Annotated in this window: 27 protein-coding genes; 14 read left to right on the top strand and 13 right to left on the bottom strand. The window is 59.4% G+C overall.

What is annotated here, in order from left to right:
* On the bottom strand, positions 1-2097 hold a 2097-nt coding region (locus tag ACIREA_RS05115), incomplete at its 3' end, for a beta strand repeat-containing protein (RefSeq protein WP_397381184.1).
* A gap of 237 nt (positions 2098-2334) precedes the next feature.
* On the opposite strand from ACIREA_RS05115, the gene ACIREA_RS05110 reads away from it, so the two are divergent.
* The 3 genes from ACIREA_RS05110 to ACIREA_RS05100 all read left to right on the top strand — a co-directional run bounded on the left by ACIREA_RS05110 (position 2335) and on the right by ACIREA_RS05100 (position 6028).
* On the top strand, positions 2335-3876 hold the full coding sequence (locus tag ACIREA_RS05110; RefSeq protein ID WP_397381183.1) for a sulfatase: 1542 nt from the start codon (positions 2335-2337) through the stop codon (positions 3874-3876).
* 89 nt (positions 3877-3965) lie between these two features.
* Positions 3966-5447, top strand: a complete 1482-nt coding sequence (locus ACIREA_RS05105; protein WP_397381182.1) for a sulfatase — start codon at positions 3966-3968, stop codon at positions 5445-5447.
* On the top strand, positions 5444-6028 hold the full coding sequence (locus tag ACIREA_RS05100) for a hypothetical protein (RefSeq protein ID WP_397381181.1): 585 nt from the start codon (positions 5444-5446) through the stop codon (positions 6026-6028). Before ACIREA_RS05105 ends, ACIREA_RS05100 begins: the two co-directional genes overlap by 4 nt.
* Before the next feature lie 223 nt (positions 6029-6251).
* On the opposite strand, the gene ACIREA_RS05095 is transcribed toward ACIREA_RS05100, so the two are convergent.
* The 3 genes from ACIREA_RS05095 to ACIREA_RS05085 form a co-directional block, all read right to left on the bottom strand.
* Positions 6252-6716, bottom strand: coding sequence for an EVE domain-containing protein (locus ACIREA_RS05095; protein WP_397381180.1), 465 nt, complete (start codon positions 6714-6716; stop codon positions 6252-6254).
* A 286-nt stretch (positions 6717-7002) separates the two neighbouring features.
* Positions 7003-8115, bottom strand: coding sequence for a D-TA family PLP-dependent enzyme (locus ACIREA_RS05090; RefSeq protein ID WP_397381179.1), 1113 nt, complete (start codon positions 8113-8115; stop codon positions 7003-7005).
* Positions 8116-8510: 395 nt separating this feature from the next.
* A complete protein-coding gene (locus ACIREA_RS05085) occupies positions 8511-8657 on the bottom strand; it encodes a hypothetical protein (protein WP_395730350.1) in 147 nt (48 codons plus the stop codon).
* A gap of 125 nt (positions 8658-8782) precedes the next feature.
* Between ACIREA_RS05085 and ACIREA_RS05080 the strand changes: the two genes are divergently transcribed.
* From ACIREA_RS05080 to ACIREA_RS05060, 5 genes are all read left to right on the top strand, one after another.
* Entirely contained in the window at positions 8783-9931 is a 1149-nt protein-coding gene (locus tag ACIREA_RS05080; RefSeq protein ID WP_397381178.1) for a lactonase family protein, read from the top strand.
* Positions 9932-9974: 43 nt separating this feature from the next.
* Positions 9975-10913, top strand: coding sequence for a transaldolase (gene tal / locus ACIREA_RS05075; protein ID WP_397381177.1), 939 nt, complete (start codon positions 9975-9977; stop codon positions 10911-10913).
* 96 nt (positions 10914-11009) lie between these two features.
* On the top strand, positions 11010-11768 hold the full coding sequence (hisF, locus tag ACIREA_RS05070; RefSeq protein WP_397381176.1) for an imidazole glycerol phosphate synthase subunit HisF: 759 nt from the start codon (positions 11010-11012) through the stop codon (positions 11766-11768).
* 84 nt (positions 11769-11852) lie between these two features.
* Positions 11853-12752, top strand: coding sequence for a hydroxypyruvate isomerase family protein (locus ACIREA_RS05065; protein WP_397381175.1), 900 nt, complete (start codon positions 11853-11855; stop codon positions 12750-12752).
* A gap of 52 nt (positions 12753-12804) precedes the next feature.
* The gene (locus ACIREA_RS05060) at positions 12805-13185 is read left to right on the top strand and encodes a VOC family protein (protein WP_397381174.1); all 381 of its coding nucleotides are present in this window, start codon (positions 12805-12807) and stop codon (positions 13183-13185) included.
* 1 nt (position 13186) lies between these two features.
* On the opposite strand, the gene ACIREA_RS05055 is transcribed toward ACIREA_RS05060, so the two are convergent.
* On the bottom strand, positions 13187-13573 hold the full coding sequence (locus ACIREA_RS05055; RefSeq protein WP_397381173.1) for a hypothetical protein: 387 nt from the start codon (positions 13571-13573) through the stop codon (positions 13187-13189).
* Between the two features lie 141 nt (positions 13574-13714).
* Here ACIREA_RS05055 and ACIREA_RS05050 point away from each other — a divergent pair, with 141 nt between their 5' ends.
* Complete coding sequence (locus tag ACIREA_RS05050; protein WP_397381172.1) at positions 13715-14734, top strand: phosphotransferase enzyme family protein; 1020 nt, start codon at positions 13715-13717, stop codon at positions 14732-14734.
* A gap of 16 nt (positions 14735-14750) precedes the next feature.
* On the opposite strand, the gene ACIREA_RS05045 is transcribed toward ACIREA_RS05050, so the two are convergent.
* The gene (locus ACIREA_RS05045) at positions 14751-15407 is read right to left on the bottom strand and encodes a L,D-transpeptidase family protein (RefSeq protein ID WP_397381171.1); all 657 of its coding nucleotides are present in this window, start codon (positions 15405-15407) and stop codon (positions 14751-14753) included.
* Between the two features lie 73 nt (positions 15408-15480).
* Positions 15481-17340, bottom strand: a complete 1860-nt coding sequence (locus ACIREA_RS05040) for an ABC-F family ATP-binding cassette domain-containing protein (protein ID WP_397381170.1) — start codon at positions 17338-17340, stop codon at positions 15481-15483.
* Positions 17341-17521: 181 nt separating this feature from the next.
* On the opposite strand from ACIREA_RS05040, the gene ACIREA_RS05035 reads away from it, so the two are divergent.
* From ACIREA_RS05035 to ACIREA_RS05025, 3 genes are read left to right on the top strand one after another with little or no spacing between them, the layout of a single operon-like run.
* Positions 17522-18631 carry a hypothetical protein gene (locus ACIREA_RS05035; protein WP_397381169.1) on the top strand — a complete coding sequence of 370 codons (1110 nt, stop codon included), beginning with the start codon at positions 17522-17524 and terminating at the stop codon, positions 18629-18631.
* Positions 18632-18652: 21 nt separating this feature from the next.
* A complete protein-coding gene (locus ACIREA_RS05030; RefSeq protein WP_397381168.1) occupies positions 18653-19819 on the top strand; it encodes a PQQ-binding-like beta-propeller repeat protein in 1167 nt (388 codons plus the stop codon).
* The gene (locus ACIREA_RS05025) at positions 19819-20559 is read left to right on the top strand and encodes a TVP38/TMEM64 family protein (RefSeq protein ID WP_397381167.1); all 741 of its coding nucleotides are present in this window, start codon (positions 19819-19821) and stop codon (positions 20557-20559) included. Before ACIREA_RS05030 ends, ACIREA_RS05025 begins: the two co-directional genes overlap by 1 nt.
* Before the next feature lie 7 nt (positions 20560-20566).
* On the opposite strand, the gene ACIREA_RS05020 is transcribed toward ACIREA_RS05025, so the two are convergent.
* Positions 20567-21007 (bottom strand): hypothetical protein, encoded by a 441-nt coding sequence (locus ACIREA_RS05020; RefSeq protein ID WP_397381166.1) that lies wholly within the window; start codon positions 21005-21007, stop codon positions 20567-20569.
* 473 nt (positions 21008-21480) lie between these two features.
* Here ACIREA_RS05020 and ACIREA_RS05015 point away from each other — a divergent pair, with 473 nt between their 5' ends.
* Positions 21481-22305, top strand: a complete 825-nt coding sequence (locus ACIREA_RS05015; RefSeq protein ID WP_397381165.1) for an FHA domain-containing protein — start codon at positions 21481-21483, stop codon at positions 22303-22305.
* Between the two features lie 47 nt (positions 22306-22352).
* Here the strand turns inward: ACIREA_RS05015 and ACIREA_RS05010 are convergent, their stop codons facing one another.
* From ACIREA_RS05010 to ACIREA_RS04990, 5 genes are read right to left on the bottom strand one after another with little or no spacing between them, the layout of a single operon-like run.
* Entirely contained in the window at positions 22353-23330 is a 978-nt protein-coding gene (locus ACIREA_RS05010; RefSeq protein ID WP_397381164.1) for a DUF1080 domain-containing protein, read from the bottom strand.
* A 44-nt stretch (positions 23331-23374) separates the two neighbouring features.
* On the bottom strand, positions 23375-24379 hold the full coding sequence (locus tag ACIREA_RS05005; RefSeq protein WP_397381163.1) for a BPSS1187 family protein: 1005 nt from the start codon (positions 24377-24379) through the stop codon (positions 23375-23377).
* Positions 24380-24425: 46 nt separating this feature from the next.
* Positions 24426-25259 carry a prephenate dehydratase gene (locus ACIREA_RS05000; RefSeq protein ID WP_397381162.1) on the bottom strand — a complete coding sequence of 278 codons (834 nt, stop codon included), beginning with the start codon at positions 25257-25259 and terminating at the stop codon, positions 24426-24428.
* 55 nt (positions 25260-25314) lie between these two features.
* Entirely contained in the window at positions 25315-25713 is a 399-nt protein-coding gene (locus tag ACIREA_RS04995) for a putative toxin-antitoxin system toxin component, PIN family (RefSeq protein ID WP_397381161.1), read from the bottom strand.
* Positions 25714-25715: 2 nt separating this feature from the next.
* Positions 25716-26039: a hypothetical protein gene (locus ACIREA_RS04990; protein ID WP_397381160.1), complete on the bottom strand. Its 324-nt coding sequence runs from the start codon at positions 26037-26039 to the stop codon at positions 25716-25718.
* Between ACIREA_RS04990 and ACIREA_RS04985 the strand changes: the two genes are divergently transcribed.
* The coding region (locus ACIREA_RS04985) for a transglycosylase domain-containing protein (protein WP_397381159.1) at positions 26038-26480 on the top strand (443 nt) is incomplete at its 3' end. The two genes, ACIREA_RS04990 and ACIREA_RS04985, sit on opposite strands and share 2 nt — an antisense overlap.

The raw sequence follows: 26480 nt of genomic DNA, 5'->3' as shown, positions 1-26480 counted from the left end.
CTGGAAAACGCCACCGTTGATGGTGGTGGCACCTGTGTAAGTCGGGACTCCAGCCAAGGCCAGCGTACCAGTGCCTGTTTTGGTCAGGCCCCCGGCCCCTGAAACGACGCCTCCCAAGGTGAGGATGGTGGTGGTTTGAGAGACATCGATCGTGGCATTGCCTCCCTGCAGCACAAAAGTGTGCGCACCAGGTGTCGTAGCGGCACCACTAATGGTGCCAGTGGAACCCGTGTACTGCAGAGTGGCACCATCACGGAACGTCACGGCGGTGGTTGAGCCGTTGCCGAGGCTGCCCGCACCAGCGGCGTTCACGTTGCTGAAACTCAGGGTGCCACCGTTCACGAAAACTGCGCCCGTAAAAGTATTGGCAACCGTGGTGCCGAGCGTCAGAACTCCTGTACCAGCTTTAACGAGTGCGCCGGTGCCCGAAATGCCCGCATTGATCGTCAATCCGCCTGAGTTGTATTGATGAATGATCAGATCTGTGGCTGCAGCACTCGCCAGGGTGCCGGTGGAACCATTGATCGAGTAAGCAGCGGTGCCGGTGATGAGCACGCCCGACTGGTTCACCGTCATACCAAAGGTGCCCAAGTCCAGAATTTGGCCTGCACCTGTGGGCGTGATTTTAACGGTACCGGGTGTGGAGGCTCCCGTCAAAGTCAGGCCACCGCTGAGAGTGTAGTTGGCAGTGGTGGTGCCACCCGTCGTGGGCAAAGCACCAGTATAGGCAGGGGTGGAGCCGACTCCTGTACCCAGTCCGCTCAAAGTGAAGGGCGACGAGCCACCGGTGTTGCTGAGCCAGTTGTAATCGCCGGCACCATCCGTGAAAACTGCCCGCCCTGCACCATAGATGCTGTTGGTCACAGTGGTTGTCGTCACCCGGAGTGTGGTGTTGGTGGGAGCCTGGACGAGCAAGGTGCCGCCGGACACGGTCGAAGCGAAGGTGCCCAAGGTCAACGTGGTGCCAGAGGTGCTGCCGTTGGCATCCAAAGTGATGGTGCCACCCGTGGCCCCGAGGGTGAAATTTCCAAGGGTCTGCGAAACCGCCAGCCCGCTCTTTCCTTTCACGGTCAAATTACCTCCGGCGATGGTGGTGGCGGTGGCAGCCCACATGCTGGCTGCGGACATGTTGGAGAAATCGAGCACGATGCCACCGCCGTTGATGACGGTTGCACCCGTGAAGGTACTGTTGGTCGATGGTGCAAAAGTGAGAGTGCCTGCACCGATCTTGGTGATCGCAATCCGGGCGGTAGTGGCCGGTGAGATGGTGCCCGAAAAAGTCGTGCTCGTGTCATCACGGCCGATGGTGATGATTCGGCTGTTGGCCGATGAATTGTCCAAAGCTCCAGCACCACTCAGCGAACCCATGGTCAGGGCCTGCTGCACATCGAGCTTTGCACCGCTGGCAATGGTCACCGCGCTGCGCACCGGCAGTGCCGCCGTTCCATTCAGGATGAGTTTGCCAGCATTGATCGTCGTGGTGCCTGCATAGGTGTTGGCACCCGAAAGGCGGACAGTCCCGGTGTCATTCTTGATCACGCCGCCGCCTGTGCCGATGACGCCTGAGATATCAATCGATCCCGTCGCAACCGCACCCGTGCCGTTGAGAGTGAGATCGGACAGGGTGGAACGCAGAGTGCCGGAGATGGTGAGGGTGCCGGTGGTTTCATTGTTGGTGATCGCCAGCGTGTCATTGAATACGGAATTGGCCGAAATAGCATCCAGGCCGACGCCTGTTTTGGTGATGGATGCGGAACCGGAACTCACATCGAACACCAACGTACCTGTTCCCACAGTGATCGCAAAGCCTGAACCACTGCTGTCACCGATGTTCAGCGTACCCAGGGTGGTCTGCTGATTTAGATTGATTGTCTGCGCGCCAGCTAGGCTGGCAGTCAAATTAGCGATGTCATCCGAGGCATTGGGGAAACCAGTTGTCGGCAACCAATTGGTGCCATCATTCCAGTTGTAGGTTCCTGCAGCCGAACGGTTCCAAAAAAAAGTCGCTGCCTGCAATGGCTGCCCCACCTGCCACGCAAGCAGCAGAACAAACATCAGGGTGCCCAGGGAACGGCGGAAAGCACGTAAGTAACTCATAATGAATTTTAATTGGCGAATTGTGAGGGTAAGGGAATTGGGCAGTCGCGAGCAAGAAAATGTTCAGAGATTGGCTAAAGATTTGTGCATTTTTGAATCATTCGCTAAAGCATCTCTTTAGCTATCAGGCTGATAATTTAGACTCATTGATAGTCTTTATCTCCGTCATTAGGTTGCGGCGATGGCATCTGCGGTGTTTGGCAAGATGTGTGGTTTCCTGGCGTTTCAGCGGGCTGCATGAGACTCCCAACCTTTCTCGCCACCGCCGTACTTGTCGTTTTTTCACAGCTTCACGCCGCCCAGCGGCCGAATGTGCTGTTCATGATGGCGGATGACCTCAATAACAGCCTGGGGTGCTATGGGCACCCGCTGGTCAAAACGCCGAATCTGGACAAGCTGGCAGCACGAGGTGTGAAGTTTCAGAATGCGAACTGCCAGTTTCCGCTGTGCGGCCCGAGCCGGAATTCAATACTCACGGGTCTTTACCCGAACAGCACGGGCATTTTGACCAACTCGCAGCTTTTTCGACAGACGATCCCGAACGCGGTGAGTCTGCCGCAGGCTTTTCGGCGGGAAGGTTACTTCGCCGCCCGTATTGGAAAACTTTATCACTATGGAGTGCCGAACTCGATTGGCACGAACGGGCATGACGATCCTGCCTCATGGGAGCTTGAGCTTAACCCTGCTGGCTGTGATCGCCTGATTGAGCACCCGGATATTTTCTCGCTCCTGCCCGGGAACTTTGGCGGCACGCTGAGCTGGTATGCTTCGCCGCGGCCGGATGAGAAGCACACGGATGGACTTCAAGCGAAGGATGCGGAGTGGGTGCTGGAGCGCTGTGCGAAGGAGAAGGATCGTCCGTTTTTTCTCGCTCTCGGATTCTTCCGTCCGCACACGCCGTATGTATCGCCGGAGAAGTGGTTCAAGGGCTACCCGGAAGCGGACATGCCGGTGGTGCAAGGGGTGAAGGAGGATCAGGCGGACCTGCCTGTGCCTGCGCTCGGGAGTTACAAGAAGGAGCAGGACAAGCTGACGGATGACCTGCGCAGGCAGGCGGTGCAGGCGTATTATTCTGCCATCAGTTTCATGGATGCGCAGGCGGGCAAGGTGCTGGATGCGCTGGATCGTCTGGGACTGGCGGAAAATACGATCGTCGTGTTCACCAGCGACCATGGCTACCATCTGGGTGAGCATGGGCTATGGCAGAAGCAGAGCCTCTTTGAGGAGAGTTCCCGGGTGCCGCTCATCATAGCTGGTCCTGGGGCCAAGAAGGGCGTGGTGGCCAATTCTCCTGTGGGATTGATCGATCTTTACCCAACGCTCGCGGAGCTGTGTGATGTCAAAGCTCCTGCGAATCTTCAGGGGCAGAGCCTCATGCCGATGCTGAAAGACCCGACGGTCAAAGGACGCGGCTGGGTGCTGAGCCAGGTGGTGCGCGGTGGGGGCTTCAAGCGCATGGGTGCAAGTGCTGCGAAGGGCGATGATGGGAAGCGGATCTTTGGCTATGCTTTGCGCACGGACCGCTTCCGCTACATCGAATGGAACGAAGGTGCCGCTGGCAAGGAACTCTACGATCATGACACGGACCCCAAGGAGCTGACCAATCTGGCTGACAAAGCGGAGCAGGCGGAAGTGCAGGCGAAGCTCGCTGAGCAGCTGCATGGCATCGTGAAAACGACGTATCCTGCGAGTGGGAAGACGCCGGAGATTCCGCAAGGGAATGTGATGTATGCGCCTGAGCTGGTGGATCCGCAGGGCGGCAAAGCGGCCAAGAAGTGACCGTGCAATCCAAGTTGGCCAAGGTTCGTGCATCCAGCACCGCCTTGACCTCCTCCCCGCCCCCTTCCCTTCATCCTCTTTATCGTCCCATGAAACCCCTGCTCCTCCTCCTTTCATCATTCACCCTGCTGCACTCCGCCTTCGCAGCCGAGACGCCGAACATCGTGCTCATCAACATTGATGACCTTGGTTATGCGGACATCGGGCCGTTTGGGGCCAAGATGTCCACGCCCCATCTGGACCGCATGGCGAAGGAGGGGATGAAGCTGACAAACCACTACGCCGCGCCGGTCTGCACCCCTTCCCGCGCAGCAATGATGACCGGCTGCTACCCGAAGCGGGTGCTGCCGATACCGCATGTGCTGTTTCCGGCGGCGGCGGTGGGACTGAGCCCCAAGGCGACCACGGTGGCGGAGGTGCTGAAGGGCGCGGGCTACGCCACTACGTGCATCGGCAAATGGCATCTGGGCGACCAGCCGGAATTTCTGCCGACCAATCAGGGATTCGACAGCTACTACGGCATTCCTTATTCGAACGACATGGGGCCGGGAGCGGAGGGATCGAAGAGCAATCCTGACCAGCCACTGCCGAAAGCTGGCGCCAAGGGCAAAGGGAAAGCAGGAGCTGCCAAGGCCGATGCTGAGCCGGAGACGGGCATCAAGGGACCGGCGCAGCCGCCGCTGCCGCTGATCGAGAACCACAACGTGGTGGAACGCGTGAAAGCCGAGCAGCAGCACACTTTTACCCGCCGCTACACGGAGCGTGCGGTGGAGTTCATCCGCGAGCATCAGAAGAAGCCGTTCTTTCTCTACCTGCCGCACAATGCGGTGCATTTCCCACACTACCCGCATCAGGACTTCATGGGCAAGTCAGGCATCAGCCTGCAGAAGGACTGGGCGATGGAGGTGGACTGGTCTGTGGGCCAGGTGCTGGACACGCTGCGCGAACTGAAGCTGGACGAGAACACGCTGGTTATTTTCACGAGTGATAATGGGGGCCCGCTGAACCAGGGCGCGGACAACACGCCGCTGCGAGGAAGCAAGGGGAGCACGCTTGAGGGTGGCATCCGCGTGTGCACGATTGCGTGGTGGCCAGGGAAGATCGCTGCGGGTTCGAAGACGAATGAGATCACCGCGCACATGGACTGGCTGCCGACTTTTGGTGCGCTGGCGCGATGCAAGAGCGTTGGTGAACTCAAGCTGGATGGCAAGGACATTTCGCCTGTGCTGCTCGGGCAGAAGAAGGCCACCGGGCATGATGTGTTCTACTATTATGCCGGCTTCAACCTGCAGGCGGTGCGCAGTGGGCCGTGGAAGCTGCACCTTGGTAAAGGCGAGCTGTACAATCTTGATGATGACATCGGCGAAGCGAAGAACGTGGCGACGGAGCATGCTGACATTGTGGCGCAGCTAAAAAAGCAGGCGGAGACGATGAGGGCTGATCTGGGTGACAAGACGAAGGATGCGCCGGGCGTGCGTGAACTGGGCCGGGTGGGGCATCCGCAGCCGCTCATCAGTGCTGATGGCACGGTGCGCGAAGGTTTTAACAAGATTGCCAAGACACTGCCATGAAGACCGCCCTGTTTCTGCTCCTTGCCACTGCATCCTTCGCGGCAGATGCGCCGCTGCTGAAGGATGACTTTCTTCTGCCTGATTTCGAAGGTCGCCGTGCTTCACGGGGTGAATGGAAATTCGCCGAAGGCAGCGCGACCTGCACGCAGGACGATGCCCTGTACGAGAAGAACAAGGATCATGGGCCAATCCTGTTTTATGATCTCGCTTACACGGATGCGGTGATCCATTTTGCGGTCAAACCGGATGCGGCGAACAAGATGGTCGTCTTCACGGCCAATGGTGCGGAGGGGCATGTGTTCCGGCTGGTTTTCGGTCAGGCTGGGATGGGCGTGCGCGCTTTCCCGCCGGAGGAGAATGATCATAAGTCGATCTCGCTGGGGAATGAGGCTGCGGTGAAGCTCAAAACGGACGGGTGGACCATGGTCAGTGTGGAGCTGAGGGGAACGAAGGCGACGGTCAAGGTGGGGGAGTTCACGAAGACGTATGAGCATGCGTCGATTGCGCGCGCGAAGACGAATCTCAGTGTGGGCTTCAGCTATGGCACAGTGAGTGTGACGGAGCTGGTGGTGAACAAGTAGACTGAGGATGGCGCGTGAGTGTTTGGGAGTGCGACCGGGGAGCGAAGTACGAGCGCTGCTTCCGCCGGATGGCGTGCGAAAACCACCAAGCTGCGCGAAAGCACCCATCCACATGCCGGACGGCTGGTTGTGGCCGAAACACGCCCAAAACCCCGCGAAAGCGGTAGCTCCGATGCAGGCTTGCGCCTTGCATCTTCGCGACCGCACTCCAAAAGCTGTCGCGTTAAAGGCCGCCGAGCTTGCAGATGCGGTCCCAGTGTTTTGTTTCGACCTGGGTGATGGAGAGGCGGTTGCCGCGGCGGAGGATGAGCATGTCGGCGAGCTTGGGGTCGGCGCGGAGCATGTCGAGGGTGACGAAGGTTTTGAAGTCGGCCTCCCATTTCACATCGACCATGAGCCAGCGGGGGTCTTCGCGTTTGCTGCCCTTGTCGAAGTATTCGGAGGAGGGGTCAAACTGGGTGTGATCGGGATAGGCTTCTTTGACGATCTTCACGATGCCGGCGATGCCGGGGACGTCGCAGCTGGAGTGGTAGAAGAAGCCGAGGTCTCCCATGGCCATCTGGTCGCGCATCATGTTGCGGACTTGGTAATTGCGCACGCCGTTCCAAGGTTCCGTTTTCTTCGGGCGCTGCTTCAGGTGGTCGAAGGAGAAGACGTCGGGTTCGGATTTGAGGAGCCAGTGGTGCATGAGATTGAACCACGGAATACACGGAATACACGGAAAGGGAAAGGCAAGTTAGAGATGGTCCTGTCAATGGGACCTGGTCTGTGAATCGATGGCGCTGTTTGCTGAAGGGCGCCGAACCGCACATGGAATGTGCGGACTACATCACGCTGGGTTCTCGGTGTGATGGTGTCTAAACGCCGATACAATTCCTGAGGTCGGACTTCTGGAGCGGACGTGTATTGATCACGCGCTCAGAGACGGGTGGGCTATCGCCACACCCATCCCACGAACGAACAAGTGTCACATGTCACACGGTGATCAGCCGGTTACGTGCGGTGATGGGCCAGCGTTCGGTGGTTTTGAAGCCGTCGATGATGTAGGCTTCGCCGTGCATGGAGACGGTGGGGCAGACGTGGCGGGGGATGCCGTGGAGGGCCTGGCCGATGGTGAATTCGTGGGCGCGCTCGGTTTCGAGGACGAGGTGCTCCTCGCTCTGCATGACGACGGTGGCGTCGGGCAGTTCTTCGAAGCGGACGCGGGGGTGCGGATTCTCGGGGGCGACGGATTTGTGGCCGAGGTCGAGGGTGATGCGGTTTTTGCCGGGCTTGCTGATGACGCGGGTGAGGAGCACGGCGGCGGGCTGGAAGGGCAGATCGGCGGGGTATTTGTCGCCATAACCAAAGTCCCAGAGGACGGTGGTGCCGGGGCTGAGGGTGCGGTCCGGATACGTGGCATGAATGCCGAAGGTGGGAGAGCCACCGGCGACGAGTTCTTTGACGATGATGCCTTCCCCCTGCAAGCGGCAGCGGAACTGGAGGACGGACTCGAAGGCGGCGTCACAGCGCTCGCGGCGGACGTCGAGGCTGTCGTCGTGAATGTGGCCGTCATAGCAATGGATGCCGCAGAACTGGAGGCGGGGGGTGTCTTTGATGACATGGGCGAGCATGGCGGCTTCATCGCTGGGGACGATGCCGGTGCGGCCCATGCCGCAGTCGATCTCGATGTAAACGCCCAGAGTGACATTGTGCTGCTGGGCGGCGGAGGCGAGGAAGGTGATGGTTTCCTCGGCATCGGCGATGCTGGAGAACTGGGTTTCCGGGAACTTGGCCGCGAGATCGGCGAGGCGATGGGCATTGATGCCGACGCAGGGCATGGCGAGGAGAACATCTGTGGCGCCCACGGCGGCGCACATTTCGGCCTCGGCGATCGTGGAGGTTTTGAACCGCGTGATGCCGAGGCGGATCTGCATGGCCATGATCTCCGCCGTCTTGTGCGTCTTCACATGGGGACGCAGGCGTTTGGGATCGCCGGCAATCTGGAGCATGAGGGCCAGATTGTGCTCAATGCGCTTTCGGTAGAAGAGGAGCGCGGGCGATGGGATGTCAGCTTCGTTTTCGACGTGGAACCAGGCGGGTTGCATAGGTGGGCATACCGTGGCGAGGACGGCGGGCGCGGTCAAATGCGGGCGTAATGCGAATGGCGCTTAGTTCAAGGCGGCGGAGAGCGTGGCCGGCGCGTGTGGGAATTGCAAACTGGGAACTGAAAACTGAGAATTTTAAATTGGCCGGAGGTGCGGTGACCTATGGGCATTGAGCGGTTTAGGATCCCGCGAGCGGAGAGGTGAGGGAGGGCAAGAGCAGGGAAAGCTTCGCGTAGCCATGCTGATCCTGGATGCGCAGGGAGCATGAAATGCGGGTTTCGGCATGTGGCGGAGTGCTGCGGAATAAATTCCGCGCTCCGAGGCCGGCGCTTCAAAGCGAGAACCCGGGCTCTTGAAGCAGCCCTCGGTTCATCTCGCGGAGCGAGATGGCTACTTTAGGTGTTCTTCGGAATCCAGTCGCCTTCGCGGTAGTCGAGGGGCTTCTCTTTATCCATATCGTGCTCCAGCTTGACGGGTTGGAACCCACTGCAGCCAGGGAGCATCAGCAAAAGGGCGGCGAGAAGAAACAGGGACGGTTTCATGGCACGGAAGATGCGCGGTCCTCATGAAGGAGCAAGTTAACAAATTGACGGGATGAAATCCGTTCATGCAGCCGCCGCAGTGAGGGCTTGACCGGGCAGCCACACGCCGTCAGCATCGGGGCACCATGACCCGAGCCTCCATCGCCTTTGCCTTTGCCGCCCTCACCACCACAGCCATCGCCGGGGAAAATTTCCTCGTCTACTTTGGCACTAACACCAATGCGAAGAATGGGAGCAAGGGGGTTTATGTGTCCCGGTTTAACACGGCGACCGGAGAACTGACGGAGCCTCAGCTAGCAGCGGAGGCTGGCAACCCGGGCTTTCTGGCGATCCATCCTTCGAAGAAGTATCTGTATGCCTGCGGAGATGTGACGAGTGCCGATGGCAAGAAGGCGGGGGGGATCAGTGCGTTTGGGATCGACTCAAAAAGCGGCAAACTGACGCTGATCAATCAGGCTGCGACGGCGGGAGCGGGCCCATGCCATGTGAGCGTGGACAAGACGGGAAAGATGGCGACGATCGCGAACTACGGCAGCGGGAGCATCGGTTCTTTTGCTATCAAGGAGGACGGCTCGGTCTCTCCGGAAGCGAGCTTCTTCCAGCATGAGGGCTCAGGCGCTGACCCGAAGCGGCAGGCGGGACCACATGCGCATTCGGTGAACTTCAGCCCGGACAACCGCTTTGCCTTCGCCTGTGACCTGGGGCTGGACAAGGTGCTGATCTACAAGGTGGACACGGCCAGCGGGAAGCTGACGCCGAATGAGCCGCCCTTTGCCAAAACACCCGCAGGCGGCGGTCCGCGCCACCTGGCGTTTCACCCGAGCGGGAAGTTTGTCTTTGTGAACAACGAGATGGGGATGTCCGAGACGGTGTTTGCCTATGATGCCGAAAAGGGCGCACTGACCGAGGTGGAAACTGTCTCCACGCTGCCGGAAGCGGATCGTGGAATGAAGGGCCTCAGCACGGCTGAGTCGGTGGCGCATCCGAATGGCCGCGTGGTGTATGTTTCCAACCGCACGCATGACACGATCGCCGTGTTTGCCTGTGATCCTGCCACTGGGAAGCTGACGCTGCTGCAAAACGTGCCTGTGGAAGGCAAGATCCCCCGGAACATCTGCCTGGACCCGACTGGGAAGTGGCTGATCGCCGCGCATCAGGACAGCGCCACGGCAGCGCTTTTCAAGGTGGACCAGGACAGCGGCAAGCTCACCTTCACCGGCACGAAGGTGAACGTCCCGGGGAGCATCTGCGTGCGGTTCCTTGCGCTTGATTAACCCTGTACAGCCTTTACTCTCATACCCCCAAAACCCCCAGACTATGACCCAGCTCGATCAGCTCAAGCAGCACACCGTGGTAGTGGCCGACACCGGCGACTTCGAAGCCATGAAGGCCTACAAGCCCCAGGACGCCACGACCAATCCTTCCCTCATCCTCCAGGCTTCGCAGAAGGCTGAGTACAAATCGCTGTTCGACAAGGCTGTGGCTGATGGCAAATCCGGCGGCGTGGACGCCGTGATGGACAACCTGGTGGTGGCCTTTGGCCTTGAGATTTTGAAGATCGTCCCGGGTCGTGTTTCCACGGAAGTGGACGCCCGCCTGTCGTTCGACACGCAGGCCAACATCGACAAAGCACGTCATTTGATCAGCATGTACGAGAAGGCTGGCATCGGTCGTGAGCGCATCCTGATCAAGATCGCTTCCACCTGGGAAGGCATCAAAGCCGCTGAAGTGCTGCAGAAGGAAGGCATCAACTGCAACCTGACGTTGCTTTTCAGCCTGGCGCAGGCAGTTGTTTGCGCCGAAGGCGGCATCAAGCTGATCTCTCCTTTCGTTGGCCGCATCCTCGACTGGCACAAGAAGAGCACCGGCAAGGATTTCTCCCCAACTGAAGATCCGGGCGTGCAGTCCGTGACGCAGATCTACAACTACTACAAGCACTTCGGCTACAAGACCGAGGTGATGGGCGCCAGCTTCCGCAACAAGGGCGAGATCACTGAACTCACCGGCTGCGACCTGCTGACCATCAGCCCAGGTCTGCTGGGTGAACTGGCGGCAAGCGAAGAGTCCCTGACGCAGAAGCTTAATGCGGACAATGCGAAGTCCCTGAAGATCGAGAAGATCGGCAGCGACGAGAAGACCTTCCGCTGGTTGTTCAACGAAGACGCCATGGCGACTGAAAAGACCGCTGAAGGCATCCGCAACTTCGCGAAGGACATCGTGAAACTGGAAACAATGGTTTCCTCTGCTTTGGGCTGAGGTTTAGCCGAAAGAAGGAAACGAGGAGAAAAAATCGGAGAAGAAGTTCTCTGATTTTTTCCCTTTTTGATTTCTTCGGCGTATCCCATTTTCATTATGCTGACCAAGCGCATCATCCCCTGTCTGGACGTGAAGGAAGGACGTGTCGTCAAAGGCACGAAGTTCCTGCATCTGCGCGATGCCGGTGATCCGGTGGAATGCGCGCAGGTGTACAATGCGCAGGGGGCGGATGAGCTGGTGTTTCTGGACATCACGGCGAGCCATGAGGAGCGCAAGACGATGGTGGATGTCGTGGCACGTACGGCGGCGAGCTGCTTCATGCCGCTGACCGTGGGTGGTGGCATCCGCACCGTGGCCGACATGCGCGAAATGCTGCTGGCGGGTGCTGACAAGGTGGGGATCAACACGGCGGCGGTGAAGACGCCGCAGGTGATTGATGAGGCGGCGAATGCCTTTGGTTGCCAGTGCCTGGTGGTGGCGATTGATGCGAAGCGCAATGCGAATGGCTCATGGACAGTTTACACGCATGGAGGCCGCAATGCGACGGAGCTGGATGCGGTGGAGTGGGCCGCAGAGGTGTGCCGACGCGGCGCCGGTGAGATTTTGCTGACGAGCATGGACTCGGATGGCACGAAGAATGGCTATGACATCGGGCTGACCAAAGCGGTGAGCGAGGCGGTGACGATTCCGGTGATCGCCAGTGGTGGCGCAGGGAACATTGACCACATGGTGGATGTCTTGAGAGACGGGAAGGCTGACGCGGTGCTGGCGGCGAGCATTTTCCACTTTGGTGAGTATACGGTGGGGGATGTGAAGAAGTATCTGGGGGCGCGTGGGGTGCCGGTGAGGCTATAAAGTTCGACAGTCACTGACTGCCGATTCGTGCCACTCACGATTCTCTGCTTGGAATCCTGCACGGCATCCGTGTAGGATTTGGGAATGACTCCAAACCACCTTTCCCGCCGTCAGTTCGGAACTCTTGCCAGTGTCAGTGCCATCGCGGCGATGCTGCGGACGCAGATTGAGGCGGCTGACAAGGCGGCGGCTGGTGGGAAGGTGCGGCATTCGGTGTGCAAGTGGTGCTACAAGCAGATCCCGCTGGAAGATTTCTGTGCGGCGGCGAAGGAGATCGGGCTGGAGTCGGTGGAGCTGCTGAATCCGGAGGATTTTGCGACGGTGAAGAAGCATGGGCTGCACTGCGCGATGGTGAGCTACCCGACGATTGAAGCACCCGGCGGCGTGAAGCTGGGGCCGATCCCGAAGGGGTGGAATCGCGTGGAGCATCATGACCTGCTGGTGCAGGCCTATGAGCCGCTGCTGCAGACGAGCGCGGAGGCGGGCTTCAAGCAGGTGATCTGCTTCAGCGGAAACCGAGATGGGATGAGCGATGAGCAGGGACTGGAGAACTGCGCGAAGGGCCTGCAGCGCCTGATGCCGCTGTGTGAGAAGCTGGGGGTGACGCTGGTGATGGAGTTGCTGAACAGCAAGGTGAACCACCCGGACTATATGTGTGACCACAGCGCGTGGGGCGTGGCCTTGTGCAAGAAGATCGGATCGCCGCATTTCAAGCTGCTGTACGACATCTACCACATGCAGATCATGGAGGGTGATGTGATTGCGACGATCCGGCGGGATCATGAGTACTTTGCGCATTATCACACGGGCGGGGTGCCAGGGCGGGCGGAGATTGATGAGACGCAGGAGCTGAATTATCCGGCGATCATCAAGGCAATCCAGGAGACGGGGTATGCGGGGTATTTGGGGCAGGAGTTCATTCCAAAGCGTGCGGACAAGCTGGCCTCGCTGAAGCAGGGGGTGCAGATCTGCACGGTGGCGTAGTGTGCGTGTTCTGCGCATTCCAGTGGTCAGCGAACTGCATCACGAAAAAGCAATGCTTCACCATCTCTCCTTCGCCGTCACGGACATTGCACGCTCCGGGGCCTTCTATGATGCCGTGCTGGCCCCGCTGGGTTATGGGCGGGTGTGGGAGGATGAGACCTTCGTGGGGTATGGTTCAGAGGCTGGCAAAGATGTGTTTGCGCTGAAGCTGAGGCCTGAGAATGCGGGCGTGCCGGGGGATGGTTTTCATGTGGCCTTTGCCGCGCCAACGCGGGAGGCAGTGAGTGCATTTTATGAGGCTGCGCTGGCGCATGGCGGCAGGGATAACGGCGGCGCGGGACTGCACCCGGAATATGGGCCGGATTACTTTGCTGCGTTTGTGATGGATCCGGATGGCTACCGGATCGAGGCGGTGATCACGGAGGGGGCCTAGCTCAGCCCGATATGACCATGCCGGTGGGGCACTGAACTTCGCAAGAAGGGCAGATGGCGATCACCTCTTCGTCACCGCCCTGGCCTGTGTGGCGCCCCCTGAGCTCTGTGTTTTTCCCGCATGAGGGGCAGCGTACCCGCTTCAGGCGAAAGGCCCCGAGGCAGGTGCTAGAGAAGATTGCCGCCCCGAGGACGGCCAGAATTCCTGAAACAGGCGGCGTGGAGGCCGGGCAAAGCCAGTGCGTGGGAATGGAGCCCGCCACGAGTGCTAAGGAGAGCGAGAAGCCACGAATGAGGAAACGCTTTTTGGCCGAGACGTAGGACAGCACTTGCGAGTCCAGCTCGTCAGACCTTCGAAAAGCGCATTCATCACCTGCAAGTTTTTTCATTCCCTGCCATTAGAACCCGAGTTCAAGCCACGAGCCATTGCAAACCAACCGATGTTTTGCATTGGCCCGTGGAAGGAAATAGACCTGCTTCGTGAGCACTTGACAATGAATGGCCATCACCGAGTGCCCTGCCTCCGCAGCATGATTACCCACGAACATCTGGCAATGCTGGCACGGCCCTATGGAATGGCGGCCAATGACCTGGAGTTTGTGCGCAGCAACCAGAACCATGTGTATCTATGCCGACGTGATGACAGAAGGTGCATTTTGCGCATCTCCACAGGAAGGCACCGGAGCTGCGCCCAAGTGGAGGCCGAACTGGCCTGGATCGAATTTCTCGCAGCGCAGAGTGTCCGGGTCTGCAGGCCGATCCCGGCCCTGAATGGCCAAACCTGTGTGACTCTGAGCGCCGAAGGCACCGTTTATATTGTGACGTGCTTTGAGCATGCTCCAGGACGCAAGATCATGCCGTCTGACATCGCACCGCCGATCTATGAGAAGCTCGGCGGACTGCTGGCCCAGCTGCATTCTCATGCGCTGAAGCTGCCTGCAGGCCATGCCGCAGAAACGAGAGCGCCATGGCATGAGTCACGTCTGCTGAATGAGGATGTGGCAGACCTGCGGGGGCGAGTTTCACCGGGATTTATGAAGAGCCTCAAGGATCTGATGCAGAAGCTGCGGCTACTGCCGGCGGCTCCCGGCTCCTTTGGACTCATTCATGCTGACGCCTGCCTGGGAAACTGTTTTTTGGATGATGACCATCTGTGGATCTTCGACTTCGACAACTGCGAGCAAGGGCACTTTGTGCAGGATTTTGCGACGATATTGTATGACTCGATCTACTGCAGGGTTCTCAACCAGTTTGCGGATGAAGGGCTGAATGACCGCATCGCGCCACTATGGGCGGGGCTGTGGAGAGGCTATGCAAAGGCTGGCCCGCTGGCAGCCATTGACGCACTGCAGCTCAAGCACTTCTTCCTTTTGCGTGAAGCGGTGATCTACATCCACTACCACCGGACTCTGGACGTGCCCGCCTTGAGCGAGTCGTTCAAAGCGGGACTGGAAGTGATGCGAAAGAATGTCGAGGATCAGGCGCACCAGGTGGACTTTGAGAGACTGGTCTCGCTGAGCCAGGACGCGCAGATCAGCACCGCGATCTGAGCTTTGCCGCCGGACTTCAGGGCACAATCTTCACAGGTGTGCCCACGGAGGACTCGTGGTAAAAAATTTCCGCCATGCGGCGCGGGAGACGGATGCAGCCGTGGGAAGCGGGGTAGCCGGGGAGATAGCCTTCGTGCATGCCGGTGGCACCGGTGATGCGCATGAAGTAAGGCATTTTGGCGGCGTCAAACAAGGCACCGGGCGGGCGGGGGTCTTTGCGAACGTCGATCTCACGCTTCAAGACGGTGCCGTCCCGGCTGATGTAATCGCCAAACAATGAAGAAGCGTGATCGATGTCTTTCTCAATGACGGCGAAATTGCCAGCTCTGGTGGCCATGCCTTCACGACCTGACGAGATCGGCGAGATGCCGGCGAGCTGGCCGGCCTTGTAGAAGTAAATCTTCTGCTCGCTCAGGCGAATGACCATTCGAGGTGGTCCGACCAGGGAGTCGCCGTTCCACTGGCCCTCATCAACGGCGGGAGCCAGAAGTCGAGAAGCTTTCCGATCCCGTGGCGGAGGCTGTTTCTTTTTCACCACGATCCGCTCAACCCAGTAGCCGCTCCCACCGGGAATCGGACGACGAATGTAGGCTACACTTTGATCTGAGCAGGCGATCAGGCTGACCGAAAGCAGCAGCAGACCAAGCCGAAGACACAGTGCGTGGGAAGACAAGTTCACCCAGCCGGGTAAAACACAGCCCCCTACGACTCGCAAACGATTTCGAGGGGGCGGGTGTCATTCAAGGCTACTTTGAGTCGACTGGCACCAGTTTTTCCAGCTCCTCCGTGGCTTTTTCCCACTCGGTGGTGAATTTGGGGATCTTGGTTTCGACGGCTTCCAGTTCGGCGCTGAGGAGGCGGAACTGAGCGGCGTCGGCATAGGTGGCTTCTTCCTGGAGGAGGTTCACGATCTCGTGCTTGCGCTTGTCGAGGGTGGCGAGCTCCTGCTCGATTTTGAAGATGCGCAGATCGAGCTCCTTCTTGGCCTTGCTGTAGGCATTGCGTGCATCGGCTTCGGCACGGCGCTGCTGCTTGCTCTTGGCCTCTTTCGGTGCGGGAGCGGCGCTATAGGAGGTGGGCTGGGCGTTGTGCAAGGTGGCGGTGAGGGCCTCGCGGGCGGAGCCGGCCTTGGACTTGTCGAGGTAGTACTGGTAGTCGCCGGCGTAAGGGGTGATGACGCCGGCGCTGACGTGCAGGACTTGCTTGGCCATCTGGCGGATGAAGTGCACGTCATGGCTGATGAAGACGAGGGTGCCTTCGTATTGCTCAAGCGCACCGATGAGGGCATCGATGCTGCCCATGTCGAGATGGGTCGTGGGCTCATCCATGAGGAGGAAGTTCGGTGGATCGAGCAGGAGGCGCACGAGAACTAGGCGGGATTTTTCACCTCCGCTGAGAACGCCGACGGGCTTGAACACATCATCGCCGTGAAAGAGGAAGGAGCCAAGGAGGGTGCGGCACATGTTTTCACCAGGGCGGCTGGGGAGGTCCATGGCGGACTGCAGGACGGTGTGCTTCATGTTGAGCACATCGCCGCGATACTGGGCGAAGTAGCCGAGTTTGACGTTGTGGCCGAGTTCGTAGGTGCCTGCTTGCGGTGTGAGTGCTCCGGCGAGGAGTTTGAGGAGGGTGGATTTACCGGCACCGTTCGGGCCGACGAGCACGGTGCACTGGCCGCGCTCCATTTCGAGATCGAGGCCGGTGTAAATGGGCTGTGTGCCATAGGCAAAATCGACGCCCTTCACGCGGATGACGCGCTGGCCGCTGCGCAGGGGCTGCGGGAAGCGGAACTTGACGGTCTTGGCATCGGCCATGGGGGCATCGACCTTTTCGATGCGGTCGATCATCTTGGCCTTGTCCTGCGCGCGGGAGGCGAAGTTGGCCTTGGCTTTGAAGCGGTCCACCCAGGCCTGCATTTTGGCGAGTTCGCGCTGCTGATTGTCGTAGGCGCCTTGGAGCTGCTCCATGCGGGCTGATTTTTCGCGGAGGTAGTCGTCGTAGTTGCCGGTGTAGCGGGTGATCTTGCTATGGGCGACTTCGAGGATGCTGTCGCAGAGCGCATTGAGGAATTCGCGGTCATGCGAAATCATGAGGATGGCGCCCGGGTAGCTCTGGAGGTAGCTCTGGAACCAGATGAGGGATTCGAGGTCGAGATGGTTGGTGGGTTCGTCGAGCAGGAGGAGATCGGGCTCCTGGACGAGGAGGCGGGCGAGATGGGCGCGCATGACCCAGCCGCCGCTGAGAGTGCGGGCATTGCGCTCGAAGTCAGACTCGCGGAATGCGAGGCCGCTGAGGATGCGCTTGGCCTTGGGCTCAATCTCCCAGCGTTGATGCTCGTCCACATGACCGGTGGCGAGTTCCAGCACGGTGACGTCTTCAATGGGGGCGCTCTCCTGCGGCAGGAAGCCGAAGGTGATGCCGCGCTCCATCACGACCTGGCCATCATCCGGGGTGGTGTCACGCAGGAGGAGGGAGAAGAGCGTGGATTTGCCGGCTCCATTGGGGCCGATGAGGCCGATTTTTTCGCCACGGTTGATGTGAAACGACACCTGGCTGAACAAAGTGCGGCCGGCGTAGGTTTTGCTGACATTGGAAACGGAGAGCATGAGGGAAAGGGGGCGCGCACTGTGGCGATGAATTGCCCAGTGTCGAGGGCGCAGGCGGGGTGACGGCCCAGAGATCGCAACGGCGGGGGTGCTTCAGGGTAAAGCAACGAACTCTTTGCCATTGGGAACGAAACTCCGGCTTGGCGTGGGGCGTTCTTTGTGAAAGCTTGACCGTCTGCCTATGAAATTGAGCCTCATCTCGTTGTTTGCCCTCTCCGCTGTGTCTTTGCAGGCGGTGGAGGATTTGTCGAAACCCATCGAAGCTCTGCGTGCGGTGGGGAAAGAAGGTCAGGGAAATGAAGCGGCGGGGAAGGCGTGGCAGGAGATTGTGAAGGCGGATGCGGCGACGCTGCCGGAGGTGCTGAAGGGCATGAACGGGGCGAATCCGCTGGCGGAAAACTGGCTGCGTGCGGCGGTGGGTGTGATCGCGGATGCGGCGCTGAAGGCGAAGAAGCTGCCGGTGCCGGCGCTGGTGACGTTTTTGAAGAACACCCAAAACAGCCCGGGTGCGCGGGTGGTGGCGTTTGATCTGATCCACCGGGCAGACGAGAAGCTGGCGGAAGAACTGACGCCGACGCTGCTGGAGGATCCGAGCTCGGACCTGCGGCGGCATCCGGTGGCGAAGCTGATCGAGGCGGGTGATGCGGCGCTGGAGAAGAAGGATAATGCAGCGGCGATCGTGGCCTATGGCAAGGGATTGGGCGGTGCGCGGGATGAGGACCAGATCAAGGTGCTGGCAAAAAAGCTGCGCGTCCTGGACCAGAAGGTGGACCTTCCGAAGCATTTCGGATTTTTGATGAGCTGGAAGATGATCGCGCCGTTCAGCAATGCGGATCGCGCAGGGTTCGACACGGTGTATCCGCCTGAGAAGGAGCTGAAGTTTGATGCGGTCTATGAAGGCAAGACGAAGGAGGCGAAGTGGGTGGACTTCACCAGCACGGAGGAGTACGGCAAGATCGACTTTAACAAGCCCTTTGGCATGGAGAAGAGCGTGGTGGGCTATGCGGCGACGGATTTTTTTAGCACGGAGGACCGCCCGGCGGAGATCCGCATCGGCTGCAAGGATGGCTGGAAGGTGTGGCTGAACGGAGAGCTGCTGTTTGCGCGTGATGAGTATCACCGCGGCGCGAAGCTGGATCAGTACAAACTGCCGTGCCAGCTCAAGAAGGGGAAGAACACGATCTTGGTAAAGTGCTGCCAGAACGAGCAGACTGAGCAGTGGACGGTGGAGTGGGAATTCCAGCTGCGGGTGTGTGATGCGACGGGTACGGCGATCCTGGCTGCGAAGTAATTTTTAACCTCGATAATGACCATGAAGACGATTTCGATGTGTTTGATGATGTGCCTGGCAACGGGTGTGGTGCATGCCGACTGGCTGCAGTTTCGCGGGCCGAATGCGACGGCGGTTTCCACGGAGGCCAAGACGCCCGGGGATGACCTGAAGGTGGCGTGGTCGGCGGATCTGCCGGGGCGTGGGCTTTCAGCACCGATCGTGGTGGGAGACCGCGTGTTTGTGACGTGCTCCAGCGGGCCGGGGCAGGAAACGCTGCATGTGTTTTGCTTCAATGCGGCGGATGGCACGAAGCGCTGGGAGCGTGCAATGCGCACGACGGGACGCACGATGACGCACAACAAAACGTGCGTGGCGGCGAACACGCCGTGCAGTGATGGGGACCGGGTGTTTGCGCTGTTTTCCTCGAACGACCTGTTTGCCTTTGATCTCGACGGGAATCTGCTGTGGCTGCGCGGGCTGACGTTTGATTATGCGAATGCGAGCAACAGCCTGGGGATGTCGCAGTCGCCGGTGGTGATGGATGGGACGCTGGTGGTGCAGAGCGAGAATGACAGCGAGTCTTTCGCAGCAGGCCTGGATGTGGCGACCGGCCGCAACAAGTGGAAGCTGGAACGGCCGAAGGCGGCGAACTGGACGAGCGCGACGGTGTGGAAGAACACGGTGGCCCTGCAGTCGAGCAAGGGGATCCTGGCGGTGGACCCGGCGACGGGAAAGACGGTGTGGGATTACAGCGACGGGGCGAGCACGATTCCTTCGAGCGTGGGCTCAGGCGAGACGCTGTATGCGGTGTCTCATGGCATCACGGCGCTGGCGCCGGAGAAAGGCTCGGTGACGCAGCTGTGGCGCAATGAGAAGCTGAATCCCGGAACGGCGAGTCCGCTGGTGCTGGGTGACTCCATCTATGTGGTGAATGGCGCGGGCGTGCTGATCAAAGCGAGCGTCAAGAATGGTGATGAAGCGTGGAAGCTGCGCATGAAGGGGCCCTTCAGCGGCTCACCTGTGGCGGCTGGCAAGCGGATCTACATCGTGAATGAGCGTGGTATTTTTCAGGTGATTGATCCCAAGGCACCCGAAGGCAAGGTGTTGAAGGAAATTGAGCTGAAGGAAACTGTGCTGACGACTCCGGCGGTTTCCGGCGGGGCGATCTACGTGCGCAGTGACGCGAAACTTTGGAAGCTGCAATAATGGCGACCACGGACGAGCCTGCAGCAGAGCCTGAAGAGCTGGATGTCTCCATCACGAGCGAGGTGGAGCAGGAGACCTCGCGTGCGCTGGGGAAGGAGACGCGCCAGGTGCTGTTTGCGGTGCTGCTGGTGGCTGCTTTCATGGCGCTGGCGCATTTCACAGGTTTGAAGGCGTGGATCACGAATGTGCAGACTTGGAAAGAGATGGTGCGCCAATTTGGCTGGGGAGCCCATGCGATCTTCATGATCGCGTGTGCCGGAACCGTGATGCTGGGTGTGCCGCGTCTGCCGCTGTGTGCTGCCGCCGGGCTGGTGTTTGGCTTTGGTGAAGGGTTGGTTCTCTCGCTGGTCTCATCGACCCTAGGGTCATATGGAGCTTTTATCTTATCACGCCATGGGTTCCGAAGAGCGGTTGAATCGCGGGCGGAAAAATGGCCTTGGCTCAAAAAATTGCTGAAAAAGCCTTCGGTGCTGCGGGTGTTCTGGGTGCGGCAACTGATGGTGCCCGGACTTGTTTTGAACGTGCTGCTGGGCATGACGCCGGTGAAGCACACGCGTTTTCTGCTGGGCACGCTGCTGGGCTACCTGCCACTGAATGTGGCCTTCAGCCTCGTGGGCAGCGGATTGGGCAAAGGCGACCTCGCGACGACGCTCACACAACTCCTCGCTGCCATGGCGGTGATCAACATCGCCGCATGGCTGGTGTATCGGGTGATGAAGAAGCAGAAGACGAACGGCTGAGGCAGGCTCAATTCATGGCGTGCCAGGTCAGCGTGTGATGCTGCGCATCCTCAGCGTCGGCTTGCAGGGCAGATGCCGCGACAGCACCGCAGCCGATGAGCACAGCGACGGGGAAGATGACGATGAGCATTGGCAGCAGCATGATGAAGGCGAGCGGGCCGAGGATGATGCTCAGCGCGATGGTTTCCCAGCCGAACTGCTTCAAATGGAGCCCGACAGGAGCGGTGCCATGCTGGCCGCTCTCCACAAAAATGTGCTCCTGTCGCAGCCAGACGAGCAGCGGACGCAGGGCCTGACGGAAGGGCCTAAGGAAGGTGGCCTTCATGCGTCGGAACTGCCAGACGCGATGGAGATTGCGGGTGACGAAACGCGCTTCGGCGTTGTGAGCGGTGGCGGCTTGCTGAAACGAAGCCGCCTGTCCTCGTTGAGGTGCAGGGATCGTGTTCATAGGTTTGGTGGTTGTTATTTAAAACGAACCGCCCACCTGCTTTCTGACACAAACTCTCCCGAACTCAGCAGCCCCTGCCATGCATGGAGCATGCGCGGCATCCGGCGCAGAGGTCACAACTGACCGTGTGCGGATTTTCCAGACACTTCGGACAATGGACGCAGAGCATGCAAAACGGACGCTGCGTGCTGGTCACGCTGGAAGCACAGGGAATTCTTTTGGCAGCACTGCCAGATGCAGAACACGCTCTCGACGAGCGTGTCTGGATGGGTTCCAAAACATCGGTTTTCATGAGTGCAGGGGTGAACAAGCACACGCATCGAACTGAACCGAAAAACGCGCTATTGGCAGACCTGCCAATACGTAACTTTTTTTCACCCGCGTTGCACATCGCATGCTCCTGCGCAAAATCCTGCATGCCAGTGAATGCCGGGATGAAGGAACAACCAGCCTTATTGAAGTGGAGTGGAGGCGTGTACACACTCCTGGGCCCCTGCTTCATTGGCCGTCGTTCGGACAACGATATTCCCATCAGCAATGTGCAGGCTTCACGACGCCACGCGGTGCTGATGAATTTGAATGACGACTGGTGGATCAATGACCTGGGCAGCCGCAATGGGGTCATCGTCAATGGCCTGCGCATCAGCTGTGCGCGCCGGCTGAAGAACGGAGATGAAATCCGCATCGCCAATCAACGGCTCCTTTTCTCCAACTCGTCACAGCCTGCGCCGCATCACAGCTCCATCATGGGCAAGACCACGGAGCTTGCGCCTCAGACCATGAGCGATGCGCCACTCTCTTCGGCTGCATGCGAACTCCTGATCGTCACGGAACAGGGAGAGATTCTCGAAGGCGACAAAGCGGCCCACTGGTTTTTTGGCAAATCTTTGGAGCGTGCTCCCGGAGCCCCGCATTATTTTCTGCCCCCAACCGTACGCCACTGGCTGCAGCAGCTGGCCGAAGAAAATGAGAACATCTTTCCTCCGCTGGAAATGGAGCAGGAGGGGCACCGCATCGTGCTTTCGCTGGCGCGTTGCAGGGACAACCGTTTCTATCTGTTGGGCCGTGTGGAATCACTGCAGGTTTCCATCGAACGGCTGCAGAGCCTCGGCCTCACGGAGCGTGAGGCTGAAGTGATGCACTGGGTGTGCGAGGGCAAGAACAACCCTGAAATCGCGCAGATTCTCGATGTGACGCTGCACACGGTGAACCGGCACAACGAACACATCTTCAAAAAGCTGGCCGTGGACAACCGGCACAAGGCCATCAAGACCGTGAAAGAACGCCTGGGGGTGTGAAACGAATTTTTTGATCCGTCCCACACCCACGAAAGCGGGCAACCAAGTTACTTCACCACCGGGGTGAGGACCATGTTGCGGTAGTCCACGTTGGTGTGATCTCCCTGGAGGTAGATCGGGCCGGGTTTGAATTCATCGCTGGTCATGGCGCCGCCGGTGCAGCCGAGCACAGATGCGTTGTCGATGATGGTCTTGCCATTGAGGATCACGGTGAGGTGGCGGTCCACGAGGGTGATGTCGAGGGTCTGCCATTCGCCAATGGGCTTCTCAGCGGCCACGCTTGGGGTGATGCGGCTGTAGAGCGCGCCCATGTGATGTGAATCAAGCGGCTGGCCGAAGCTTTCCATGACTTGCACTTCATAGATGCCGCGGAGGTAGATGCCGCTGTTGCTGCCTTCCTGCGTGCGCACTTCGGTCTTCAGATTGAAGTCTTCGAATTCAGCGTCGGTGCGAAGATTGCCGAAGTGCTTGTCCTTGGCCTTCACCACGCGGTTTTGCAGGATGCCATCGACGACGCTCCAGCCGTTATCGACGCCTTCCTTCAGCAAACGCCAGCCGGTGAGGTCCTTGCCGTTCAAGAGCTGGATGGGGGTGCCATATTTCACTTTGGCGAGATCAGGTGCCGGCGGCACATCAGCGATGCGCTTTCCAGCGAACTCCTGGGCCTTGCCGACCTCTTTGCCTTCCGCATTTTTCTTGGAAGTGGTGAGTTTCAAAACTTCGCCCTCGGCCTTGGCCGTGATCGTTTCGATGGCAGCCAGCTTGCCTTCCTTGTTCTTCTGCTCGCGGGTCACGATGAGTGTGTCGCCATCGACTTTGGTGCTGGTGGTTGGCACCACGCTGCCGCCGCCCCAGAGGACGCTGGAGCTGAGGGCGCCTTCTTTGAACTCCACGCCGAGCCAGCCTGCGCCGCCGCCAGGGATGGTGAGTGCCCAGCGGCCGATGAAAGGATTGTCAGCAGCATTCAGAAGGGAGCCGAGACTGAACACGGCGGCAATGGAGAGGGGACGAAGCGAGAGCAGCATAAGTGAGCGGGTTGGAGGATTGAGTTGGGCGTGAATTAACGGGATTATTTGCGCTGATCCTTCACACAGTCGGGGTCGGCGGGTGTTGGGGAGCCGGTTTTATCGACCGGGTGATTGAAGAGATACTGCCAGACGGCTTCGTGGATGAACTTGCCATCCTTGTCTTTCACCGCCGCGCCACCGGGCATCACAGAGCTGTGGGCGCGTTTGTCGTCGCCTTTCACATCGGCATTGGTGATGAGACGGCGGGTGTTTTGAAAAGGAGGAGCGCTGATATCGACATCCACAATGGGTCCGAACTGATTCAGGCCCATCATCTCCCAGGAGCGGCAGTAGTGATCGGCGGACCAGCCACCATCGAGGACATGGCTGAAACCGAAGATGCGGTTGGCAGGTGTGGCTGAGGGCAGAGACTGCCAGGTTTCAAAGTTGTCACGAGGGCCGCAGAAGCAGACGACGCGATCCACCTTCTGATGCTTGGCGAAGCGGGCGGAAGTCGTGGCACCATGGGATGCGCCCGACAGGATCACCTTGTCCCAGCGCAGACCTTTGCCGTCTTCGCTGATGAACTGGCCCCATTTGCCTTCCGGATGTTCCTTGGCGAGCCACTTCACGAATTGAAACGAGCGCTCCATGATGCCATCCGGCTGCGGAATGCTGACGAGGTCGCTGCGATCCTCGCCGATCGAGGCTTCGAGACGGATGTCGCCCAGGGTCTTGCCGTCATTCAGCCGGGCCGGTGGGATGATGCCGAACCATTTGTTGGCGTAGTGCACCTGGATGGCGTGGAGGCCGTAGCTGTTGAGGCGCTCAAACAAGGGGGCGCTGTGACCCATGAGCCAGATGACGAGCTTGCCCTGGGGCTTGACCTTCACATCGACACTCGCGTTTTGGAAGTCCTGCGGCTTGCCCTTTTTGTCGGTGAAGACGAAATCGATTTCTGGATGCTCCTTGGCACGCGGGTCGATTTCGCTGGCGCGTTTGGAGATGGTGGGTGCGGCATTGAGGCTGACGGACAAGGCCAGCAGGCAGGTGAGGATGTGTTTCATAGAATGATTGTTGGCTCTGCGTCCGGACGGGCCAGGAATGGCCCCGTTACGATTCAAAGCGAAGATCGGCAGAGTAGGAGCCGACGCTGCGGATCGTCGCGCCATCGGCACGTGTTTGATTTAGGGCCTTCTGCACGCGGGGATCGGCGGTGGAGCCTTCGATCTCGATGTAGAAGCGGTACTTGTTCGGCTGGCCGCGGATGGGGCGTGATTCGAGACGCTTCATGTTGATGTCGTTTTCACTCAACGGGGTGAGGAAACGGCACAGGCTGCCGGGGCGGTCTGGGAGCTCGACGATGAGAGCGGTGCGGTTGTGCTCGAGCCCGGGTGTGTTGGCCGCGTGCCCGATGAGATAGAACTGCGTGATGTTGGGCACCTCGCCTGCAATGGGGAAGTGCAGGATCTGCAGGCCATGGCGCTCGGCGTTTTGGCGTGGGCCGATGGCGGCGGCTCCCGGAGTGGCGACGGCTTTTTCCGCGGCTTTCGCGGTGCTGGGTTCCACCACGCGCTTCACATCGGGATAGTTGGCCTTGAGCCAATCATCGCCATGATAAAACGGCATTGCGTGGGAATGGATGGAGGTGATGGGCTCCCCTGCCCTGCCGAGCAGCGCAAGCTTCACATCCAGCGTGAGTTCTTCGAGAATGGACAAGGTGCTGCGGGTGTCCACCAGACGGTCCACGGTGTCGATGATGAATCCACCGGAGGAGTTTTCGATGGGCACGATGCCCAGTGCGTCCGGATTCGTGGCAAGGAACTCGAACACATCGCCCACGTTGTCCCTCAGGCTGACCGCGAGGCCGGGAAAACGCATCTGCGTGATCAGATGCGAAAAACTCCCCTCGGGACCGAGGCAGGCGATGGTTGGCGGCGGGTTCATGCGAGGTGGGCATGCTGCGGCGGTGGATGCGAGTGGTCAAGCTGAGTCGTCTGCGTCAGAGCAACGTCATGAACGCTTCCGGCGTGAGCACCTGCGGCTTGAAGCCACTTCCATGCATTGCCTTAAAGTGATTGTCCGCTGTGACGATGTATTCGGCATCGGCCACCACAGCACCGTCGGCGAATTTATTGTCGTCGAGATCGCCGGGAATCAGGCGAAAGCGATAAGATGGCGAAACGCGGACAACATTGTCAGATATATCCAGCAGCTTCTCCAGGATGCTCCAGCGGGCGGCCCCGGCTCTCTCTGTGATGACCTCCTCATATTCCAGCATGATCTCCGTACTAACGACCAGCGAGAACCTGCGGTTCAACCATGCCTGCAAGATTGCATGATATGGGTGACCTGCGGCGCGTGCCTGCAAAATCACATTTGTATCGAGAACCACGCGCATATTCAGGCATAGGGATGCCTGACTCGATGAGCGCGCACCGCTTGTTCGATCAGCGCCTCATCATGCTTGCCCGCCAGACGATCGGCTTCGGCCTCTTCACTCATCTGTGCAAACAACCAGCGGCGCTCGAACTCAACGAGCAGCTCGTTCACAGCAGCAATGGCGCTATCGCTAAAGGCATCCAGTTTTTGGTGCAGCAGCGGGCGCAGCTCTTGCGGATTCAGATTGGCAGTTGACGCGCTCATGGTCAGAAGATGCGACACCAAGCTCTTTTTCGCAAGTACAGGGCTCTGGATTTCAGTGCCATCTGGCGTTGATTGCCGCATGCTCCGCCGCTGGAAAACCATTCTCACAACCCTGCTCGTGCTGGCGGCAGGCGGCTGGTGGGGGGGGGCGTGGCTGCTGCCGCTGCCGGAAGCGCTGCTCAAGCCGCCGCCATCTTCCACGCTTTATCTCGCGCGTGATGGCACGCCGCTGCGGCATTTGCTGAACGACGACGGGACGCGTTCCGCGCCTCCGGTGACGTATGCGGAGATTCCGCCCGCTCTTGTGCATGCGCTGCTCGCGGCGGAGGACAAACGCTTCTTCTCGCATGGAGGCGTCGACCTCCTGGCGATCATGCGCGCGGCCTGGGACAATGGCCGCAGCGGACACATTGTTTCCGGTGCTTCGACGATTCATCAGCAGCTGATCAAGAACACCACGCCGCAAACGGGCAAACGGACGCTGGGGGTGAAGACCGCTGAAGCACTGCGGGCGCGCCGGCT

This window comes from Prosthecobacter sp., assembly GCF_044373815.1.
Classification (GTDB): domain Bacteria; phylum Verrucomicrobiota; class Verrucomicrobiia; order Verrucomicrobiales; family Verrucomicrobiaceae; genus Prosthecobacter.
Note: the sequence above shows the minus strand (reverse complement) of the source record. Positions and strands in the feature narration are given on the sequence as shown.